Origin of the sequence: Paraburkholderia sp. SIMBA_053, assembly GCF_046534895.1 — a bacterium.
GTDB classification, from domain to species: domain Bacteria; phylum Pseudomonadota; class Gammaproteobacteria; order Burkholderiales; family Burkholderiaceae; genus Paraburkholderia; species Paraburkholderia caledonica.
In genome coordinates this window covers 153958-174560 of the sequence record NZ_JAWRXU010000011.1, presented here as the reverse complement: position 1 = coordinate 174560, position 20603 = coordinate 153958, and the positions used below count along the sequence as shown (strand labels likewise).

General features: G+C 61.7%; 19 protein-coding genes. 11 read left to right on the top strand and 8 right to left on the bottom strand.

Translation table 11 applies throughout. The features are described from left to right. Position 1 precedes the first annotated feature (1 nt). Complete coding sequence (locus SB753_RS26710) at positions 2 to 847, bottom strand: IclR family transcriptional regulator (RefSeq protein WP_310070338.1); 846 nt, start codon at positions 845 to 847, stop codon at positions 2 to 4. Beyond that, a complete protein-coding gene (locus SB753_RS26705; protein ID WP_410802695.1) occupies positions 844 to 1701 on the bottom strand; it encodes an IclR family transcriptional regulator in 858 nt (285 codons plus the stop codon). Before SB753_RS26705 ends, SB753_RS26710 begins: the two co-directional genes overlap by 4 nt. 276 nt (positions 1702 to 1977) lie before the next feature. Here SB753_RS26705 and SB753_RS26700 point away from each other — a divergent pair, with 276 nt between their 5' ends. The 6 genes from SB753_RS26700 (at position 1978) to SB753_RS26675 (ending at position 8694) form a co-directional block, all read left to right on the top strand. After that, positions 1978 to 2937 carry an MBL fold metallo-hydrolase gene (locus tag SB753_RS26700; protein ID WP_410802693.1) on the top strand — a complete coding sequence of 320 codons (960 nt, stop codon included), beginning with the start codon at positions 1978 to 1980 and terminating at the stop codon, positions 2935 to 2937. 73 nt (positions 2938 to 3010) lie between these two features. Next, entirely contained in the window at positions 3011 to 4729 is a 1719-nt protein-coding gene (locus SB753_RS26695; RefSeq protein WP_410802691.1) for an FAD-dependent oxidoreductase, read from the top strand. Between the two features lie 43 nt (positions 4730 to 4772). Beyond that, positions 4773 to 5009, top strand: coding sequence for a DUF2783 domain-containing protein (locus tag SB753_RS26690; protein WP_087753034.1), 237 nt, complete (start codon positions 4773 to 4775; stop codon positions 5007 to 5009). A gap of 181 nt (positions 5010 to 5190) precedes the next feature. Next, complete coding sequence (locus SB753_RS26685) at positions 5191 to 6513, top strand: MFS transporter (protein WP_410802689.1); 1323 nt, start codon at positions 5191 to 5193, stop codon at positions 6511 to 6513. Positions 6514 to 6583: 70 nt separating this feature from the next. Continuing rightward, a complete protein-coding gene (locus tag SB753_RS26680; RefSeq protein ID WP_310070348.1) occupies positions 6584 to 7297 on the top strand; it encodes a 4'-phosphopantetheinyl transferase family protein in 714 nt (237 codons plus the stop codon). A 158-nt stretch (positions 7298 to 7455) separates the two neighbouring features. Beyond that, a complete protein-coding gene (locus SB753_RS26675; RefSeq protein WP_310070351.1) occupies positions 7456 to 8694 on the top strand; it encodes a YbfB/YjiJ family MFS transporter in 1239 nt (412 codons plus the stop codon). Between the two features lie 30 nt (positions 8695 to 8724). Here the strand turns inward: SB753_RS26675 and SB753_RS26670 are convergent, their stop codons facing one another. Continuing rightward, positions 8725 to 9198, bottom strand: a complete 474-nt coding sequence (locus SB753_RS26670; protein WP_027778161.1) for an Lrp/AsnC family transcriptional regulator — start codon at positions 9196 to 9198, stop codon at positions 8725 to 8727. A 565-nt stretch (positions 9199 to 9763) separates the two neighbouring features. Beyond that, positions 9764 to 10819, bottom strand: a complete 1056-nt coding sequence (locus tag SB753_RS26665) for a LacI family DNA-binding transcriptional regulator (RefSeq protein WP_408492656.1) — start codon at positions 10817 to 10819, stop codon at positions 9764 to 9766. 198 nt (positions 10820 to 11017) lie between these two features. Here SB753_RS26665 and SB753_RS26660 point away from each other — a divergent pair, with 198 nt between their 5' ends. The 5 genes from SB753_RS26660 to SB753_RS26640 all read left to right on the top strand — a co-directional run bounded on the left by SB753_RS26660 (position 11018) and on the right by SB753_RS26640 (position 17308). Then, the gene (locus tag SB753_RS26660; protein ID WP_087753037.1) at positions 11018 to 12043 is read left to right on the top strand and encodes a TRAP transporter substrate-binding protein; all 1026 of its coding nucleotides are present in this window, start codon (positions 11018 to 11020) and stop codon (positions 12041 to 12043) included. Between the two features lie 62 nt (positions 12044 to 12105). Further along, positions 12106 to 13992 (top strand): TRAP transporter large permease subunit, encoded by a 1887-nt coding sequence (locus SB753_RS26655; RefSeq protein WP_410802687.1) that lies wholly within the window; start codon positions 12106 to 12108, stop codon positions 13990 to 13992. Positions 13993 to 14085: 93 nt separating this feature from the next. Then, on the top strand, positions 14086 to 14625 hold the full coding sequence (locus tag SB753_RS26650) for a VOC family protein (protein WP_087753039.1): 540 nt from the start codon (positions 14086 to 14088) through the stop codon (positions 14623 to 14625). Beyond that, the gene (locus SB753_RS26645) at positions 14622 to 15920 is read left to right on the top strand and encodes a ribulose-bisphosphate carboxylase large subunit family protein (RefSeq protein WP_410802685.1); all 1299 of its coding nucleotides are present in this window, start codon (positions 14622 to 14624) and stop codon (positions 15918 to 15920) included. The genes SB753_RS26650 and SB753_RS26645 overlap by 4 nt, the downstream gene beginning before the upstream one ends. After that, positions 15917 to 17308: a four-carbon acid sugar kinase family protein gene (locus SB753_RS26640; RefSeq protein WP_410802683.1), complete on the top strand. Its 1392-nt coding sequence runs from the start codon at positions 15917 to 15919 to the stop codon at positions 17306 to 17308. The genes SB753_RS26645 and SB753_RS26640 overlap by 4 nt, the downstream gene beginning before the upstream one ends. On the opposite strand, the gene SB753_RS26635 is transcribed toward SB753_RS26640, so the two are convergent. From SB753_RS26635 to SB753_RS26620, 4 genes are all read right to left on the bottom strand, one after another. Next, a complete protein-coding gene (locus tag SB753_RS26635; protein WP_204523224.1) occupies positions 17305 to 18105 on the bottom strand; it encodes an SDR family oxidoreductase in 801 nt (266 codons plus the stop codon). The genes SB753_RS26640 and SB753_RS26635 overlap by 4 nt on opposite strands. A 143-nt stretch (positions 18106 to 18248) precedes the next feature. Continuing rightward, entirely contained in the window at positions 18249 to 18404 is a 156-nt protein-coding gene (locus tag SB753_RS26630) for a DUF3309 family protein (RefSeq protein ID WP_020068823.1), read from the bottom strand. A 150-nt stretch (positions 18405 to 18554) separates the two neighbouring features. Next, complete coding sequence (locus SB753_RS26625) at positions 18555 to 19784, bottom strand: YbfB/YjiJ family MFS transporter (protein ID WP_408486578.1); 1230 nt, start codon at positions 19782 to 19784, stop codon at positions 18555 to 18557. 85 nt (positions 19785 to 19869) lie between these two features. Continuing rightward, entirely contained in the window at positions 19870 to 20484 is a 615-nt protein-coding gene (locus SB753_RS26620; RefSeq protein ID WP_410802681.1) for a TetR/AcrR family transcriptional regulator, read from the bottom strand. Positions 20485 to 20603 lie beyond the last annotated feature (119 nt).

Here is a 20603-nt window from a genome sequence, read left to right as displayed (position 1 = left end):
CTCAACACGCTCCCATCCACCCAAATCTTCGCGACAACCTCAACGTCGCCGCACACAGCGTCTGCGCGGGTTCGCCCGTCGCGTCGCTGTCGAAACTGCCGCTCGGTCCCATCAACGCGAGCACGAGGCAGATGCTGCCGGTGTGGTCGAACACAGGCGCGGCCAATGTGTCGATGCCGGGCACCGGCCGGCTCAGCGCACTGTCCATGCCGCCCGCGCGAACTTGCGCGAGACGCTCCCGGTACGCTTCCTTCAGCTTTGCTCCGTGTTTGTCCGCTAGCGCATCGGCAGCGTTCGAGCCCGCCAGCCGCAAATGATCCTGCGTGAGCAGACCGGCACGCACGTCGTCCGCTACATAGGCGGAGAACACGCGGCCGATCGCCGTATTCACCAGCGACATCACCGTGCCCACCCGCAGGCTCACATGCAACGGCCGCGCCGATTCTTCCAGCCGCACGACTGTCGGTCCAAGCGGACCGAGCACCGCCATCGCGACGCTCATGGCCGTCGATGCCGCGAGTTCGACCACTTCCGGCTCCGCTTCGCGCGTGGGCGAAAGTCGCTGCAGGCCGATCAAACCGAGTTCCAGCGCCAGCGGCCCAGCGGCGAAACAGCCGGACGCGTCGCGGCTCAGCAAGCCGATTTTCAGCAGACTCACCAGATGCGGGAACGCTTTCGCCGGCGGCATCCCGGCCGCAGCGGCGAGATCGCGCAGCGTCAACGGCCGCGCGGCGGCGACGAGTGCCGCCAGCAACTCGCCGGTGCTATCGAGCGACTGGATGCCGCGCTGCGGCTTCGCATCGGCGGAAGCGGGCGGTAGAGAAGAAGTGTCGGTAGGCGCGGTCACGGTGCGGTCGATGCAAGCAGGGAAGATCCGGCGGCGAGTTCACCGCCGATGTCGCGAGCCGTTGCGAGCAACGCGCGAGCGATGGGGCCATCGACGGTCGCGTCGATGGCGCCGGTCGAGCCGATCACCGTCAACGCTAGGGCCAAATGACCGTCCGGATCGAACACTGGCGCGCTCAGGCTGCTGATGCCCGGACTCGGCGCGTCGACGCTGCACTCCAGGCCGCGCGCGCGAATCTTGTCCACCGCCGCCTGAAAGGCGGCGTCTTCGCCCGGTTTGGTGGACATGCCCGGCGCAGCGCCGGACTGATTCGCCCACATCGTGTCGAGCGTCTCGCGCGGCAGATAGGCGCAAAACACGCGTCCCGTGGACGTGGCCGGCAGCGACATCACCGTGCCCACATGCAGATTCACATGCAATGGAAACCCCGCATGTTCGTAGCGGACAATGGTCGGCCCCTGCGGCCCCGCAATGCAGATCGCGACGCTAAATCCGATTGCCTCGGCCAGCGCGGCCACGCGCGGTACGGCGGCGCGAAACGCCGGTTGATTCTCCAGATGCAAGAGGCCCAGGCGCAACGACAACGGACCGGGCTCGTAGCGGCCGGTGAGTTCGTCCCGCTTGATGAGGCCAAGGCGGCTCAAGCTGACCAGATAAGCGTGCGCCTGCCCCGGCGCGAGCTCGGCGGCGGTGGAGAGGTCCGACAGTGCCAACGGCGCGCGCGCCCGCGCCAGCGCGAGCAGCACCCGGCCGCTGACTTCGACGCTCTGAATGCCGCGCTGCGTCTTGCCGCTGTCTGTCGTCTGGCTGCCGCCCGAGCCTTCGCTCGCGGATGGTTTCGCTGCTTTGCCCACGCCCGTGTTCGTCCGAAAAAGCGTCCATGTTAACCGAAGCCCGCGCTGCAAACCCCGCTGTTCACACCGTCATGTTAGTCGTTTCGATATTTGCGTATAGCGATAGATTTCGCTATTGACAAATAAACTGACGCGGCCATAAGATGCATTCACCCCGATACACCGGCGCAGTCATAGAGTCAAAAACGGGGCGAGACAACCTCCAATACCGTCAGCTCGCGCCAAGGCGCGCCGCCGGCCGTCTCGCCTCACGTCCAACTTTTGAGGGAGACAAGCATGGCAAAGGCATTCGCATCTCAGGCCGATCTGGAAGTCAAGAAAGTCACGTGGACGCAGTTGTCCGAGAACGCCTATGCGTACACGGCGGAAGGCGATCCGAATTCCGGCGTGATCATTGGCGACGACGGCGTGCTGATCGTCGACACCACCGCCACGCCGGCCATGGCGCAAGACCTCATTGCGAAGATTCGCAGCGTGACCGACAAACCCATCAAATACGTCGTGCTTTCGCACTATCACGCGGTGCGCGTGCTCGGCGCGTCGGCGTATTTCAAGGAAGGCGCGCAGGAAGTGATTGCGAGTCGCGGCACGTACGAGATGATCGTCGAGCGTGGCGAAGCGGACATGAAGTCGGAGATCGAGCGCTTCCCGCGTCTCTTTGCCGGCGTCGAAACCGTGCCGGGCCTGACGTGGCCGACGCTCGTGTTCGAAAAGGAAATGACGCTGTTCCTCGGCAAGCTCGAAGTCCGCATCGCGCATCTCGGCGCGGGTCACACGAAGGGCGACACGGTGGTGTGGCTGCCGTCGCAGAAGGTGCTGTTTTCAGGCGATCTCGTCGAATACGACGCGGCATGCTATTGCGGCGACGCCCAGCTCGAACAGTGGCCCGCCACACTCGAAGCACTGCGTGCGCTCAATGCGGAGAAGCTCGTGCCGGGCCGCGGCCCAGCGCTGACCAAGCCGGAAGATGTCAACAAGGGCCTCGATTACACGAAGGATTTCGTCACCACGCTGTTGCAGCAAGGTCGCGAAGCCGTCGCACAGAAGCTCGATCTGAAAGCCGCGATGGCGCACACGCGTAAAGCAATGGACCCAAAGTTCGGGCACGTGTTCATCTACGAACATTGCTTGCCGTTCGACGTCTCGCGTGCTTTCGATGAAGCGAGCGGCATCACACATCCGCGTGTCTGGACTGCGCAACGCGACAAGGAAATGTGGGACGCACTGCAAGCCTGATCTGCGTACGAATAGAAGCGAATAAAAGCAGGGAAGCACAGCAGAGCCAAGCGGAGAAGGACGGAGACACAAGATGAGCATCGACTACCAGAGGCTGTCGTTCGAATACCGGCCGTGCCGTGAACAGAGCGCGCAAGACATGCACAGCGGCGCGGCGCAGCCGGCCTACCCGGTAATCGTGGTTGGCGCGGGCCCGGTGGGCCTCGCCACGGCGATCGACCTCGCGCAGCAGGGCGTGCCGGTGGTACTTGTAGACGACGACTGTTCGTTGTCCACGGGCTCGCGCGCGATCTGCTTCTCGAAGCGCTCGCTCGATATTTTCGATCGCCTCGGATGCGGTCAGCGAATGGTGGACAAGGGCATCAGCTGGAATGTCGGCAAAGTGTTCCTCAAAGACGAACTCGTCTATTCGTTCAATCTGCAGCCGGAAGCGGGCCACCACCGGCCCGCGTTCATCAACTTGCAGCAGTATTACGTCGAAGGTTTTCTGCTCGAACGCGCGCAGCAAATGCCGAACATCGAGATTCGCTGGAAAAGCAAAGTCGTCGGTGTGGAGCAAAGCGGAACGCCGGGAACGTGCGACGCAGCCGTGACGTTGACCGTCGACACGCCCGACGGTCAGTACGCTTTGCGCGGCCGCTATGTGGTCGCCGCCGATGGCTCGCGTAGTCCGATTCGCAATTTGATGGGACTCGACAGCAAAGGCGTCACGTTCAAAGACCGGTTCCTGATTGCCGACGTAAAAATGGAAGCGGACTTTCCGACCGAGCGCTGGTTCTGGTTCGATCCGCCGTTTCATCCGAATCAATCGGTGCTGCTGCACCGTCAGCCGGACAACGTGTGGCGAATCGATTTCCAGCTTGGATGGGACGCCGATCCGGTGCTGGAAAAAACGCCGGAGCGCGTCATTCCGCGTGTGCGCGCGTTGCTCGGACCCGATGCAAAGTTCGAACTGGAATGGGTCAGCGTCTATACGTTTTCGTGTTTGCGCATGGAGCGCTTCCGGCACGGCAACGTGCTGTTCGCGGGCGATTCCGCACATGGTGTGTCGCCGTTTGGCGCACGCGGCGCCAATAGCGGCGTGCAGGACGCGGAGAACCTCGCATGGAAACTGGCGATGGTGCTCGAAGGCAAGGCGTCGGATGCGTTGCTCGACACGTATGCAAGCGAACGCGAATTCGCCGCCGACGAAAACATCCGCAACTCGACACGGTCCACCGATTTCATCACCCCGAAGAGTCCGGTGAGCCGCGTGTTTCGCGACGCTGTGCTGAAGCTCGCGCGCCACCATCCGTTTGCGCGGCAGCTGGCGAACAGTGGCCGCCTGTCGGTGCCCGCGGTGCTGAGCGGCTCGCCGCTGAACACGCCGGATAGCAACAGCTTCGAGGGGGCGATGGTCCCGGGTGCTGCCTGTGTGGACGCGCCAGTGCAGGCGGCGCGCGAACCGGCGTGGCTGCTCGCTCATCTTGGTCAGCAATTCACTGGCGTGCTGTTCTGTGGCGAAGATGGCATCGACGCGCAAACCGAAGGCGCGTTGAATAGCCTTCTCTCAGGCGCTATTCCTATGAAACTCGTTGTGGTCGCGCGTGGCGAAGCGCCGACGCCCGCGATAGCGCACGCGAAGATTGTGCGCGACGTGGAAGGCGTGGCGAGCGCGCGCTACGACGCGCAACCCGGCACGTTCTATCTGATCCGGCCGGACCAGCATGTATGCGCTCGTTGGCGGCGACTCGACGCGAGCGCGGTGGAGAACGCGCTGAAACGCGCGTTGTGCGTCGAAGGTACGGCCTGAAACCACCGCAGGTGTAGCGATAAATAGAATCTGGAGACACGACATGGCACTGAACACGCAACCGAATCTCGCGCGTCCCGACGATTTCTACGAGGCGTTGATCGACATGCATCGCGACCTCGACGACGCGCGCAGTCAGTCCGCCAACGCGCAACTCATTCTGTTGCTCGCCAACCATATCGGCGATCACGCGACGCTGCTCGAAGCGATCCGTCTCGCACGCGAAGGCGTGGCTGATCCAGCGACACAAGGCGGCGAAATTCATCCACTGGCAGCGTGATCCACGCTGCATGTAGCGTGAACGCGCGCCCGGCTCCCTGGGTCGCGCGGACTTCATCGCGACAGTAGGGCGGTTCCGCGCATTCGCACGCCGCCACTTCAGCAGACAACAACGCGGTGCATCAAGACACCGGACCCGTGGGTCCGTAGGACCCTTCACGCCTCATGTTTGGAGATAACCGATGAGTCAATCACTTGCCCGCGCGCTCGACCCGAGTTCAAGCACTGCCGCGCACGACGATCTGCTGTATCGCAAAGTATCGCTGCGCATCGTGCCGTTTCTGTTTCTCTGTTATGTCGTGTCGTTCCTGGATCGAATCAACATTGGCTTCGCGCAATTGCAGATGAAGCACGACCTTGGTTTCAGCGACGCCATGTACGGTCTCGGCGCCGCCGTGTTCTATATCGGCTATGTGCTGTTCGAGGTGCCCAGCAATCTCCTGCTTTCGCGATTCGGCGCACGCCGCACGTTCACGCGGATCATGCTGCTGTGGGGCGTGGCGTCGGTCGGCATGATGATGGTGTCGACACCCGCGCACTTCTATCTGCTGCGCTTCATGCTTGGCGTCTTCGAAGCCGGCTTTTTTCCGGGCATCGTACTGTATTTGACCTATTGGTATCCGGCGCGCCGACGCGCGGCCGTGCTGTCGGTTTTCTTCGCGGGCGTTGCGGTTGCGGGCGTGCTCGGCGGCCTGGTGTCGGGCTGGATCATGCGCGATATGGGCGGCGTGCTGGGTCTGTACGGCTGGCAGTGGATGTTCGCGATTGAAGGCGCGCCAGCCGTAGTGCTGGGACTCGTCGCCGCGTTTTATCTCGTCGACGGCCCGCAGCACGCAAAATGGCTTACGGCGGGCGAGAAAGCGCAACTGATCGCCGAACGCGACGAGGACCGCACCGCATCGTCGCATTCATCACACTCGTTCATGCAGGCTTTGCGCAATCCGCGCGTCTACCTGTTTGCGTTCATCTATTTTTCGCTGACGTGTGCGTCGTTGACGCTCAGTTTCTGGATGCCGTTGATGATTCGCGACTTCGGCATTCGCGATGTTCTCGCAATCAGTCTTTACAGCGTCATTCCGAATGCAATCGGTGCGGTTGGTCTCGTGCTGATCGCGCGTCATTCCGACCGGCGCGCAGAGCGTCGCCGGCATTTCGCGGTATGCACGATTGGCGGGGGCATCGCGCTGTCTCTTTTGACGCTGCATTTAAGCAGTTTTCCGGCGATGCTCGCGATTCTGTCGCTCGCAACATTGTTGATCTTCTCTGCGTTGCCAATCTTCTGGACCGTGCCGTCGAGTTATCTATCAGGCGCTGCGGCGGCGGGCGGGATAGCGTTGATTAGCAGCATCGGTATTACGAGCGGCATTGTCAGCCCGTGGGTGATCGGGCTGATCAAGGCGCACACCGGCAGCATGGATAGCGCGCTTTATATATTGACGGCATTGCTGTTCGCGAGCGGTGTCGCGCTATTAATCGGCGTCCCGAAAGAAGCAAAGAGCGCGTGAGATCCCGCCGTGCAAAACGGGAATCATCATGTAGAGTCGCGGTAATTCCACACTGCGCGCAGTTCTGCCGATGTCTGACACCATCGAACCGCTTCCCCTCCAGCATCAAGGCCCGCCCGACGTTTCGTTGTGGCGGATCGATCTGCGTTTCGACATGTCGCTCGATGCCGCAGGTTTCGCGTGCCTCAGTCACGACGAGCGCGAACGAGCGCACAACTTCCGCCAGCGTGACGACGCGCTGCGCTTCGCCTCAACGCGCGCGGCGTTGCGCGAGTTGCTCGCGCAACGCATGGGCGTTGAAGCTCACGCTGTGCGCTTCGCACTCGACGCAAACCGGCGGCCACGGCTCGCGGATTCGACAGCGCCCGATTTCAATGTGTCCCATGCGGGAGGCTTTGCTTTGATCGCGATGTCGAATGTTCGGCGCGTCGGTGTCGATATCGAACAGCACAGCGACAGATTCGACTGGCGTTCCATCATGACGCTGACGCTCGACCCAGACGAAGCGGCGTGGATCGAGCGCCTCGATCCTTCCGAACAGATGACCGCGTTCTACGACGCATGGACGGCGAAGGAAGCGCTCGTCAAAACAACGGGCGTCGGCATCACGCGAGGCTTGCAGCATCTCTCCGTACTGCCGCGCGAAGGCAATCGCGTGATGCTGCGCAATGCCATCGCGCACGACATGCGTGAGATCGCCGCGCAATGGATAGAGGCGCCGCATGGCTATGCCGCGTGCGTTGCGTGGTCGCTGTCGACGTCGATGTCGACGCCTGCGCAGTAACACGCGGACTGTCAGCACGTGCGTTGCCGCGCATCACAATGCAACTCAATGCAACTAACTGTCAGCCCCGCACCCCGCCTCCCGATATGATGACAAAGCGCGGCAAAGCCGGGCACCAGAACCGCTTAGCAGCAATGCTTCTCCATCCAGACTAGCCCATGCCGACACATCCGTCCGACGCTGCCGCACCTCCCATAGCCGACCACGCGGCGCAGCGCCTTCCTATGTTGATGCTGGCTGCCGCGTTGTCGTTGGGGAGCGCAATTGCGCTGGGCCTCGCACGCTTCGCCTACGCGCTGCTATTACCGTCGATGAAACTGGACCTCGGCTGGACCTTCGCCGAAGCCGGGGCAATGAACACTGCGAATGCGCTTGGCTATCTGCTCGGCGCACTGGCGTTTCCGCGACTCGCGCGTCGCTGGCAGGCAGACAAACTGTTCGTGGCCGGCTGCGTAGGCACCGCGTTTCTCATGGCGGCCAGCGGCCTGCTTGCCGACACTAATTCGCTGCTTGTGCTGCGCGTGATCACTGGCGCGAGCAGCGCTGCGGTTTTCATTAGCGGTGGCGTGCTCGCCGCGCGGCTTGCGTCGGCGAGTCCGCGCGATGCGGGCCTCGTTCTGGGCTTGTATTACGGGGGCACGGGATGGGGCATTGTCGCTTCGTCCGTACTGGTGCCGTTGACCATTCTCAACCGTGCGCACGGCTGGCAGTTTGCCTGGTTTGCGTTGGCTGCCGCATGCGCGGCATTCAGCGTGGCCGCCATCGGCGCCGCGCGCAAGATCGAGGGCGTGCACGCGGTGGCGGCAATGGCACCGACGCACTTGGGCAATACAGACGACGCCCCCCGCTGGCCGCGTTTCGCTCGTGCGCTCGGCGGCTATGCGCTGTTCGGCGTCGGCTATATCGGCTACATGACGTTCATTGTCGCGTTGTTGCGCAACGCGGGCATGAGCGCCACGGTCGTCACGGGTTTTTATCTGTTGCTCGGCATCGCGACGGTGCTTTCCGCGCGCCTGTGGTCAGGGCTGCTCGACCGCATGCGCGGCGGTCAGGCGCTCGCCGTGCTCAATGCGTTGCTGGCGGTCGCGACGCTGTTGCCCGCGCTATTCACGCAACCGTGGATCGCGTTCGCATCGGGCGCGCTGTTCGGCGCGACGTTCCTGTCCGCCGTTGCATCGACGACGGCGTTCGTGCGCCACAACCTGCCGACGAGCCACTGGGCAAAAGGCATCAGCGCATTCACGATCGTTTTTGCATTTGGGCAGATCGTTGGGCCGATGGTTATCGGCTGGGTGTCCGACGGAGCAGGTCTCGCTCGCGGCCTCATCTATTCCGCGCTGTTGCTGGCGGGCGGCGCTGTGCTCGCCGCATGTCAAAGACCGCTGCGTCGGAATTGAATGCGTGTATTGACCGGGAGCGGTGTCGCCTTATACCTGCACGGACGGAATGCTCTTCATGCAGCGCAGCGCAAACATCGAGCGGCTATGACGAATGCCCGCGATCTTGTATAGCTTCTCGCGCAAGAAGCGCTCATAACCCGCGGTGCCATCAACAGCGACCTTGACCAGGTAATCGTAATCGCCCGACACAAGGTACGCTTCGAGCACTTCGGTGAGCGTCGCGAGCTCGGCGCCGAAGCGCGCGAGTGCATCGTCGTCGTGACGGTCGAGCGTCACTTCGAGCAGCACGATGTCCGCAAAGCCAAGCTTCTGCTGATCCAGCAGCGCGACATAGCCGCGAATATAGCCTTCGTTTTCCAGTTGACGTGTGCGATTCCAGCATGCAGTGGTCGACATGCCGACCAGTTCCGCCAGCTCCGCGTTGCTTAAGCGCGCGTTCTTTTGTAATGCGCGCATGATCCTGCGATCCTGATTGTCCAGCGCGCGATTTTTGGGGCTCATGGCCGACCCGGAAGGTTGTTCATCTAACCTTGATTCTATCGGAAGAACGTCCCGAGAGGCGCAACGTGGCGTGGCGTATTCGGAAGCCTATCCAGCACGGTGGCCGGTATATTTTCAGGGTGCATTCGTTCCTGGGACAACCATCAGGCTCGACGCAAACGGGCCACTCGCGGCCACAAGCTGATATGGGTGAGCGCTGCCTTTACCGAAGGCGGCATGAGAGAAACTGCGACGCTACCGTATCGCAGCGAATACTCGCTCTGGCACGAATGCATGTATCGTACGTATGGCAACGAGCATCACGAGCCGCAGCTAGACCCGCATTAGAAAACGCGCGGCCACATAAGGGCCGCGCCACGGGACAGGTCTCACGAGATCAATGGAAGATGAGGTACAGAATTACCAGCACGATTACCGGAACACCGAGAAGCCAGCCAAGTAGGTAAGGCATGATGTATCTCCTTTCGTATAAGGTTGGAACACGAAGGAGATTGAGCATCTCGCGTGCCCGGGTTATTTCCGATCGCTGCATGTGGGCGTCGAGCGCGCGCGAAAGCCCCGTAAATCAAGGCAAATTCTCGCGCAACACAATGCTGAACTGCACCGGCTTCACGTCGCTCATTGCATCGCGCTTATCGCGCACGTTGCGGAAAATGCGCAAACAGTTTCCCACCATTGCCTGCGGAGTCTGTGTGATCAATGCGTCCATTGTTCCGTCGATTAGCAATGCTCGCGTGTCCGGCGTCAGGCCATGTCCTACGAAAAGAATCTTCTGATCCGAGCGCGCTTCGACGATTGCGCGCGCCACGCCATCCGATCCGCCGCCACTGTTGTAAATGCCGGCGAGGTCCGGATGCTGCTCCAGCAGCCTGCGCGTCTGCACATAATTGCGCTCGCTGTCGTCCTGTCCTTCGCGTAGTCCAATTACGCGCACTTGCGGGAATGTGGATTCGATCAAATGAAGAAAACCGATCTCACGTTCTTCATGTCCGCGATAGTTGAGACTGCCCGCCAGCATCGCGATCTTTCCGCTGGGCCGGGGACCCATGAATCGCCCGAGCAACAATGCGGCTGTGCGGCCCGCTGAACGATTGTCGATACCCACGTAAGCCAGCCGCCGCGCATTCGACAGATCGGAAATCAGCGTGATCGCGGGCACGCCCTGGTCGGCCAGCGCATTGACTGCATCGCGCACCACAGGATGCTCGAGCGCCATGAACACGACGCCATCCGCGCGTTGTCCGTAATGCAGCAGACGGTCGGCCAGTTCTTTAGGGTTGAAACTTTCGACGTAATGGACGCGGCACTTCATGTCGAGCGCATTCCATTGATCGTGCGCGAAGTCGATATAGTCGCCCAGCATGTGCAGATAGCGATTCGTGCCGGCGGGCAACAGAAACGCGATGCGCATGGGTTTGGAGGCGGGCGTGGCAAGTCCTTCTTGTGTGAGCAGATAGCCGAGTCGCGCTGCTGCCTGCAACACGCGTTGTGCAGTGACGGCGCGCACGCCTTCGCGGCTGTTGAGCACGCGATCCACTGTGGCCGTGGAGACGCCCGCAGCGCGCGCGATGTCCGGAATGCGGGCACGCGCAGCGGCGGCAGAGTTAAGCGGATCGGGCATAACCGTCCTTCGCAGTTTGGAAGTCCATCAAAAACCATCAAGTTCGCGGTTTGACAGCGATTGCCGCGCACGCCTAGTCTTGCAGCTATCACACGAGGACTCAACGCACCTGATCAGATGTCAGCGCGTTGCCAGCAAGTGATGATGTGTTTTGATGGATTGGACAGTCACATCAATTATAAGCAAGGAGACACTCAAATGACCAACCTCGCGAGACGCGCATTGCTGCGTGCCGCAGCCGCCGCGCCCGTGGCCGGCGCGCTCGGATTTCCGGCGATCGTGCGTGCTGCATCCGGCCCGGAGTTCGTGTTCAAGTACGGCAATAACCTGCCGCTTACGCATCCGCTGAACGTTCGCGCGCAGGAGGCGGCCAATCAGATCCGCGAGGCGTCGAAGGGGCGCATGGAGATCCGCATATTCCCAAACAACCAGCTTGGCGGCGATACGGACATGCTCGCGCAGGTGCGCAGCGGCGGCATTGAGATGTTCACGCCGTCAGCACTCGTCGTATCCACGCTCGCGCCGTCAGTCGCGATCAACGCCGTCGGCTTTGCGTTCAACGACTACAACCAGGTGTGGACCGCAATGGACGGCAAGCTCGGCGCCTATGTGCGCGCGGCGATGCAGAAGGCCGGACTCGAATCGTTTGAAAAGATGTGGGACAACGGCTTTCGTCAGACGACCACCAGCAACGGGCCGATCACGAGTGCGCAGAACATGCGCGGTTTGAAGATTCGTGTACCGGTGAGCCCGCTCAGCATCGACATGTTCAAGGGGCTCGGCGCCGCACCGACCAGTTTGCAATTCAGCGAAGTGTATTCGTCGCTGCAAACTCATATTGTCGATGCGCAAGAAAATCCGTTGCCAATCGTGCAGGTCGCAAAACTCTACGAAGTGCAGAAGTACTGCTCACTGACCAATCACATGTGGGACGGCTACTGGTTTGTACTCAATCCGCGCGCATGGCAGCGTCTACCGAAAGACCTGCAAGGCATTGCAAGCGATGCGTTTAATCAGTGTGCGTTGAAGCAGCGCGAAGATGTACGCAAGCTCAACGACGCGGCTGTTGCCGATCTGCAAAGCAAGGGTCTTGCGATTAACCGGCCCGCGCCTGATTCGTTTCGCGCTGCGTTGCGTCAAGCGGGTTTCTACGCGCAATGGAAAGACAAATTCGGCAATCAGGCGTGGGACCTGCTCGAACAATCGGTCGGCAAACTGGCCTGATGCAACACCGCGCGGGCAAGCATCGGACTACGCGCGGCGCCCCGCCGCGAGGAGATAGCAGCATGTCGAATCACGCATTGAATGCAGCGCAAGCCTCTGTGCCGTTGCCGACGGTGAGCACGCCGCGCCGGTGGCTGAAGGTGCTCGACCGCGGCCTGATTTCGGTCGTCGAAGTGTGCGCGGCGTTGCTGCTTGCTGTGGAAATCGTGGTCATGCTGGCGGGCGTGGTATCGCGCTACGCGTTGCATCAGCCTCTGGTGTGGTCGGATGAACTGGCCGGCATCCTGTTCCTTTGGCTCGCCATGTTGGGCGCTGTTCTCGCATTGCGGCGCGGCGAACACATGCGTATGACCGCGCTCGTCAGCCGGTTATCCACGGAGCGTCGCGCCGTTGTCGATACGCTGGCCATCGCCGCCTCGGTCGCATTGCTGGCGCTGCTCGTCGCGCCCGCTTATAACTACGCGTCCGGCGAAGCGGCCATCGTCACGCCTGCTTTGCAAATCAGCAATGCGTGGCGTGCATTTGCATTGCCGATTGGCGCCGCGCTGATGCTGGTCGTCGGCCTGATCCGGCTTGCGCAGACTAGCCGGATGCGCGACGTCGTTATTGCGCTGGCGATCGCGGCGCTTCTCGGCGCAGCGGCGGTGTGGGCGGGACCGTGGTTCCAGACGCTCGGCAAGGCGAATCTGATCATCTTCTTCGTGGGCGTGGTTGCTATCGGCATCTTCTCCGGCGTGCCAATCGGCTTTTCGTTCGCGCTGGCCACGTTCGGTTATCTAGGCCTTTCGACCTTCACTCCGCTGGAAGTAGTCGTGGGGCGCATGGACGAAGGCATGTCGCATCTCGTGCTGCTGGCGGTGCCGCTCTTCGTCTTTCTCGGTCTGCTGATCGAAATGACGGGCATGGCGCGCGCGATGATCCAGTTCCTCGCGAGTCTTGTCGGTCACGTGCGTGGCGGTCTGTCGTTTGTGCTGATCGGCGCAATGTATCTCGTGTCCGGCATCTCCGGATCGAAAGTGGCCGATATGGCAGCCATCGCGCCCGTGTTGTTTCCCGAGATGAAAAAACGCGGCGCGTCCGAGGGCGACCTGGTCGCTTTGCTCGCCACCACCGGCGCGCAAAGCGAAACCATTCCGCCGAGCATCGTGCTGATTACGATTGGCTCCGTCACAGGGCTTTCCATTTCCGCGCTCTTTACTGCGGGCATGTTGCCGGGCGCCGTGCTTGCGCTCATTTTGTGCGTCGTCGTGTGGTGGCGCTATAGGAGGGAAGATCTGAGCGGCACGCAACGTTTCAGCAAGCGGCAGATAGGCCGGCTGTTCATCGTGTCGCTGCCCGCGCTGGCGTTGCCATTCGTGATCCGGGCCGCGGTGGTCGAAGGTGTCGCGACTGCCACCGAAGTGTCGACTATCGGTATTGCGTACTCGATGCTGATCGGCCTCCTGATCTATCGGCGTTTCGAGTGGCGACGCCTTCCCCGCATGCTTGTCGATGCAGCCACATTGTCGGGCGCGATTCTGTTCATTATCGGCTGCGCCACAGCAATGGCATGGGCGCTTACGCAGTCTGGCTTCTCGCAGGATCTTGCCCAATGGATGGGTGCAATGCCCGGCGGCGCATACGGTTTTCTCGCGGTGTCGATCGTCGTGTTTGTGATGCTTGGCAGCGTGCTCGAAGGCATTCCGGCGATTGTGCTGTTCGGACCGCTGCTGTTTCCAATCGCGCGGCTTGCGGGCGTGCATGAAGTTCACTACGCGATCGTGGTGATTCTTTCTATGGGAGTGGGCCTCTTCTCGCCGCCGTTCGGCGTGGGCTATTACTCGGCGTGCGCGATCAGCAAGGTCAGTCCCGACGCGGGCATTCGTCCTATTGTCGGCTATATGGGGGCGTTGATCGTGGGGCTGATTGTCGTGGCCGCGATACCCTGGATTTCAACCGGCTTTCTCTAACTGCTGTCTTTCCGTTCGACCTTCGGGCGCTGCATTTTCTGCCGCGCCGAGGAGTTGCTCGTCTATCAATAATTGCTGCGTGGGGAGATTTTCATGAGTCGATTCTTTGGCGAGATTCGCCAGGCGGGGTACGTGGTGCGCGATATCGAGGCCGCCATGGATTACTGGAGCCGCGTGCTCGGTGTGGGACCGTGGTTTTACAACGAGCGAGTACCCATTGAGAACTACACCTATCGCGGGCAATCGTACGAAGTTCATAACTCGGTTGCGCTCGCCAACTCCGGACCGCTTCAAGTCGAACTGATTCAGACGAGAAACGAGGCGCCCTCCATGTATCGCGACTTTCTCACCGCCGGCAATACAGGGCTTCAGCACAACGCATACTGGACAACTTCGTTCGATGCCGACCTCGCGCGTTTGCAGCAGCAAGGCTTCAAGGTTGCGATGAGCGGCGAAGTCGGCCGCAATGGCCGCTTCGTGTACTTCGATACTGAGGATCATCCGGGAACGGTGATCGAGCTTTCGGAGATTGCGGGACCAAAGGGGAAGCTCTTCGACATGATCTACGCGGCGTCACGCGATTGGGACGGCCGTGAGCCGGTGCGCCGCTTTCCCGATTTGAGCACGTTATGACCGGCACACAAGAGCCGCATGGCGGCGATCGCGATTCGCTCGAAGCCGATTATCTGATCGAGACGCCGCTCGATCCCGCGCGCGTCGCCGACATCATGGCTGGCGAGCAGTCGAGCGGCACTTTCGTGCGTGTGGCCAACGAAACCGACGCATTGCGCGCACGAAGCCGCGCAAGCGTGCTGCGCATCGAGGAGCTGGAACCTGCGGCGCAGCCGAGCCTTCATAGCGCATGGCTCGCACGGCAGGGCGCGCACGGACCCTGGCGGCGCGCGCGCGTTACGCTGTCTTTTCCGCTTGCCAACATTGGCGCGAACTTGCCGACGCTCGCCGCAACCGTCGCGGGCAATTTATACGACCTCGGCGAAGTCACCGGCATGCGGTTATTGTCATTGCGTTTGCCGGCGTCTTATCGCGCACGCTTTGAGACGCCGCGTCATGGTGTGAAGGGTACGCGTGCGCTGACACAGGTAATCGACGGGCCGATGATCGGCACCATCATCAAGCCGAACGTGGGTCTGAGTGCGCAGGAAACCGCGGCGCTCGTGCGCGAGTTGTGCGAAGCAGGCGTAGATTTTATAAAGGATGACGAAGTAAGCGCGAACCCCGCGCATGCGCCGCTTGCCGAACGGGTGCGCGCGGTCATGGCCGAAGTGCGTCGCTATCGCGAACGCAGCGGCCGCCCGGTAATGGTCGCCTTCAATATCACCGACGACCTCGACGCGATGCGTCGCCACGCTGAACTGGTGGAGCGAGAGGGCGGCGCGTGCGTGATGGCGAGCATCAACTGGTGCGGCTTTTCCGCTATTCAGACGCTGCGCCGCGCCACGCCGTTGGTGCTGCACGCACATCGCAACGGCTACGGCATGATGTCGCGCGATCCCTCGCTTGGCATATCGTTTCAGGCTTATCAGACGCTGTGGCGTCTGGCGGGCGTCGATCATATGCATGTACATGGTCTCGCCGGGAAGTTCGCGCAGAGCGATGCCGAGGTAATCGAGTCCGCACGCGACTGCGCGACGCCGCTCGCTCCCGGCTGCGACGACACGGTATTGCCGGCGTTTTCTTCAGGACAGTGGGCAGGTACCGCACAGGCTACGTTCGATGCCGTGCAATCCACCGACTTGCTGTTCATGTCCGGCGGCGGCATCCTCGCGCATCCCGATGGCCCTGCGGCCGGTGTCACGAGTGTCAGGCAGGCATGGGCCGCAGTGCAAGCGCGCACGCCTGTGCCCGTCTACGCGGAGCGCATGCCCGAACTGCGGCGCGCGCTCGAGTTTTTCGGTGGCCGCGGGTGAACACACACAACGACGACACGAGCAGCGGCAATATCGCCGGCGGCCCTCAATACGCGTTTTACGGCGACGATTTCACCGGCGCGACCGATACGCTCGCGCATCTGGCACGCGCCGGATTGCGCACCATGCTGCTGTTAGCGCCACCGGACGCAACGCATCTGGGTAAGCTCGGCCCGCTCGATGCGATTGGCGTGGCGGGCGCCGCGCGGACGATGTCGCCGGATCAGCAGCGCGCGGAACTGACACGTGTCGGTCAGGCGTTTGCCGAACTCGGCGTGCGGGTGATGCACTACAAGGTGTGCTCGACTTTCGACAGCGCGCCGCGAACGGGCAGCATCGGCGTGGCGATTCGCACGTTGCGCGAGTATTGCGCGAACCCGCTTGTCGCCGTGATTGGCGGACAGCCCAGTCTGCGGCGCTATTGCGTGTTTGGTGAGTTGTATGCAGCGGCGGGCGCTGACGATGGCGAATCGTCCATCTACCGGATCGATCGTCATCCGACCATGAGCCGGCATCCCGTTACGCCGATGAGCGAGGCGGACCTGCGCGTGCATCTGCAACGGCAGGGCGTGGAGAACGTGCAGTCCATCGACTGGCGTTGCTATGCGGCAGGCGACGCCGCGCTGCAAACAGAGCTGGAACGCCGGCTCACTTTGCGGCCCGATGCGGTGCTATTCGATGTACTCGACGATTCGCATCTTCAAACGATTGGGCGTTTGCTGGCGAATCAGGCGAGAAGCGCCGCGCCGCTCCTTGCGGTGGGCGCGAGCAGTGTCGCGCAGGCGTATGTCTCCACGCTCGGCCAATCGGCCGCGGGTGAAGCGACGCCGCGGTGCGAACGGTTGGCTCGTGCGCGCAGTCCGGTATTCGTGATGGCGGGCAGCCTGTCGCCGTTGACCGAGGTGCAGATTCGCGCCGCGCGCTCATATCGCCACATCGAACTGGACCCGCTGCAGATGACGGGCGAATCGGCACATAGCTATCTAATGGCGCAAGTGGCAGCAATCGCCGCCGCGTTGCGCAGTGGAAGCAATGTACTGGCCTTCACGTCGCGGCGCGAACCGAGCGCTGTTGAATCGTCCGGCGCGTTACCTCGGCTTGCTCACGCTTGTGCGGTTCTGTTGAGGCAAGTGCTCGACGCGGAGAAATTACAGCGTGTCGGCATTGCGGGCGGTGACACATCGAGTATCGCGGTGCGAGCACTCGGCGCATGGGGTCTGTCATATCTTGCGCCGCTGACGGCTGGGGTGAGCGTGTGCCGTGTCCGCGCCGACAGTCCTCAACTGGATGGCATCGAGCTAATGCTCAAAGGCGGTCAGATGGGCGAGGTCGATCTGTTCGAAAAACTGCTGGAAGGTCACGGCGACAACGACTGTACTGACGTCTAGCCATTGTCGGCAAATCCCGGATACAGCGTCATGCCGCCGTCGACAAACAAGGTTGTCCCCACAACGTAGTCGCTTTCATCCGATGCAAGCCACACCGCAGCCTTGCCGATGTCTTCCACTTCGCCGACGCGGCCATAAGGGATCAGTTGCAATAGTTTGTCGCGCGCCGCGCTCGTGTCCCACGCGTCCCGATTGATCTGGGTGCGGATCGCGCCGGGCGCAATCGAGTTCACGCGGATGCGCTCCGGCGCCACTTCCTGCGCGAGTGACTTCATGAACATCTGAATCCCGCCCTTCGACGCGGCGTAGTTGACATGTCCGGCCCACGGAATCACTTCGTGGACGGAACTCATGCAGATGATCTTGCCAACCGCTTTCGATACCGACGTCGGTCCGCGTCGGCGAAATTCTTTTACGGCTGCCTGAGCGGTGAGGAATTGCCCCGTCAGGTTGGTGGCCAACACCGTTTGCCAATCTTCCAGCGTCATTTCCGCGAAAGCGCTGTCCTTCTGCAAACCGGAATTGGCGACAACGATATCCAACGTGCCGAAGCGAGCGCGGCACGCTTCGAACATCGCCTCGACATCAGCGGGATTCGATACATCCGCTTTAACCGCGATTGCGGCGCCGCCCGATTGATTGATTTCGTCGGCGAGCTTCTCGGCCGATTCAGCGTGCGAATGATAATTCAGAGCGACGGACGCGCCCGCATCGGCGAGCGCCTTTGCAACGCCATAGCCGATGCCCGAGCTTGCGCCCGTGACCAACGCGAATTGATTGGCGAGTAACTTTTCCATCGCAATTCCTTGGGGGTTGAACGTGCCTTTTGTCTAAGTACGAATATAGCGAGGCCGCCGGATTTGCGCGCAGTTCACTGCATCGCGATCCGGCGGCCTGGCCTGCGTGGACTTATTGATGATGTGACCGCATCACGGATCGGCTAAACGACGCCGGCGACAAGCAGCACGATCACAACGATGAGCACGATACCGAGACCACCCGTCGGCGCATAACCCCATGAACGGCTATGCGGCCACGTCGGCAACGCGCCAATGAGGAGAAGAATCAGCACAACCAGAAGAATAGTTCCCAACATATATGACCTCCGCTTGGTTGATGGAGCTGCCTATCTATGACTCACGCACGCTCGATTGGCGTGCGTGGGACCAGGCAGCGTCGTCAACCTGCTTGAGCAAGCGTCGTGCCCAACACGGAAGCGCGGGGCCGATCACGCGCGCGGCTACGCTCACATACCGCTTGCAGGCGCGGTCCTGACGCGCGACGCGACGATGTCCGCGATGAACGCAAGGGCGAGCGCGACGGCGCCACAAGCAAAGATCAGCGCGTAGTTGTTATGCGAGTGCGAGAACAGGTACGAGTAGCCATAACCACCGAGCGCCTGGAAGAGCGCAAATGCGGTGGTCGCACGGCTCCACGACGCCCGTTGCTCGGTGTGATCGTGCGGCACGAGTTCGTGAATGCGACCGAGCGCGAGCGGAACGATGCCGGGCGTAAAGACGCCGAGAATCACAGTCGACAATCCGAGAACCCATGCATTGCCGGAAAGCGCGAGCATTGCGACGGCTACCGCCTGCAGCAGCAGCGCAACGCGATAAGCCTTGCCGTAACCGATACGATGCGCGACGTTGCCTGCAATGACTGGTCCGACGATCGCGGCAAGCCCATAGAGCACCCAGTAGTCCGCGCCAATTGCCGCACCTCGACCGAGGCCGCGCGCCACATAATCGACAAGCAGGATCATTGCCGGCACGAGACCCAGCGCGTTCGCTGCATATTGCGCATACAGCACACGCAGCCCGAGATTGCTGGCGTGTGAAGCGTGACGATTGCCGGCTGCTGCGACCGGTGCAGGCGGATTGGTCGACGGCCAGCCGAACCAGCTCACCGCGGTCAATGCGAGCGCGACTGCGCCGAGACCGAGCCATGTGGTTCTCAGCCCAAAGTGCAGCAGCTCAGGTATCAGCGTTCCGGACGCTGCAATGCCAAGGCCCAGTCCGAGAAAGATCATGCCGCTGACAAAGCCGCGGCGCGGCGCGGGAATGTGCGGAAGAATTGAAGTCGCGACCAGCACCATGATGGCACCGCCGGAGATGCCCGAAAGCAGACGCCACGCGAAGAACCAGCTGATCGAGAGCGGATAGGCGCAGGCGAAGAAGGCTGCGGTCACAACAGCCATCAGCAGACGCAACGCGGTACGGTTCGATAACGCCGACGCAAGCGGTCGGCCGATCAACGCACCGATCAGATAGCCCGCGAAATTGGCGGCGCCGAGTGTCACCGCTTGTGACGACGTGAACCAGTGCGCCTGAATCAGTGACGGAATCAGCGGCGTGTACGCAAAGCGCGCGAGTCCGATAGCGACGAGGCTGCCGCACAAGCCGGCGAGCGTCGCGTAGAGCGAACGGGCGTCGAGCGATGTAGAGCCCGGAGAGGTCAATGAGGGCGCTGAAGACATGACGATTCCTTTACCGGCCAACGTGCTAAACGTGGATTCGGCTGTGGGTAAAAATGCGATGGTGTGCGCCCGTTAGGCGCGTGACTTAGACGCCGCCGTGTTTGGCCGGTATCGCCGGCAAGCCGAGCAGCGCGAGAGCGGTTGCGGCAGCGCTCGTCAGCACTTCTCGTTGCGGATCGACCCGCGCTAGCACGCGCATGCCTAGTACTGTGGCGAGCAGATGAGTGGCCGCGTCGGCGGGCGACACGGTGGCCGCGATTGCGCCGCCCTTCTGCGCGGCGACAAGGCAGCGATAGAAGAACTCGCGGATCTCGGCGATCTCGGTCGCGACGAGCTTACGAAATGCTTCGTCCTCGGACGAAATTTCGAGCGCCGAATTAACCAGCATGCAGCCACGTTTGTGCGGATCGGCGACAGAACGCTCGATTGTCTCGTCGAAGAAACCCGTAATGGCTAGAGCAGGCGGCACGGTGCTCTCGAAGCGCCTGATGCGCTCGCGCAGCGTGCAGTCCAGGTAGTGCTCGAGCGCGCGCAGATACAGCCCGCGCTTGTCGCCGAATGCGTTGTAGAGGCTCGGCTGCGTGAGACCCGTCGATTTGACGAGGTCGCGTGTGGAGGTGGCCTCATAGCCCTTGAGCCAGAAGGTCGCGCTTGCTGCTTCGAGCACCTCTTGCTCGTCGAATCCGCGGGGTCGCGCCATGATCCATGTCCTTTACCGCCTGTGCGGCGGGTTCTGTATCGAACGATATAGAACGGGATTATATATCGATTGATACAGAATGCAAGGGCAATTTAACCGACGCGTATCTGGGCCGCCGC